At 68.0% G+C, this 269-nt stretch carries 1 protein-coding gene; it reads left to right on the top strand.

Annotated elements, in window-relative coordinates; translation table 11 throughout:
- Window positions 1-269: hypothetical protein (locus tag HU735_RS26880; RefSeq protein ID WP_186716500.1), on the top strand; the 269-nt coding region annotated here is incomplete at both ends.

Genomic DNA, 269 nt, shown 5'->3' with positions numbered 1-269 from the left:
GATCCCTGGCCCAAGCCCGTGCTGGACCAGTACAAGCACGCCATCGCGAACAACGACCCCGAGCTCACCAGCCGCTTCCTCGCACTCGACCTGAAAGCGGCCCGCGAAGCGCCCGCCAGCGTGGGCCGGGCCATGCACGCAGACCGCCTGCAACTCGACGAGGTCCTGGAATACGCCGTGCCAAGCACCGGTCCCTTCACCAGCGTCCATGGCTTCTACCCTCGCCTCGAGCGCCTGGCGGCCACGCGCACGTACATCGGTGCCCTGAT

The organism is Pseudomonas sp. BW16M2 (assembly GCF_014268865.1).
GTDB lineage: Bacteria > Pseudomonadota > Gammaproteobacteria > Pseudomonadales > Pseudomonadaceae > Aquipseudomonas > Aquipseudomonas peradeniyensis.
The sequence above is the reverse complement of the archived record's forward strand: the minus strand, read 5'-3'. Positions and strand labels throughout refer to the sequence as shown.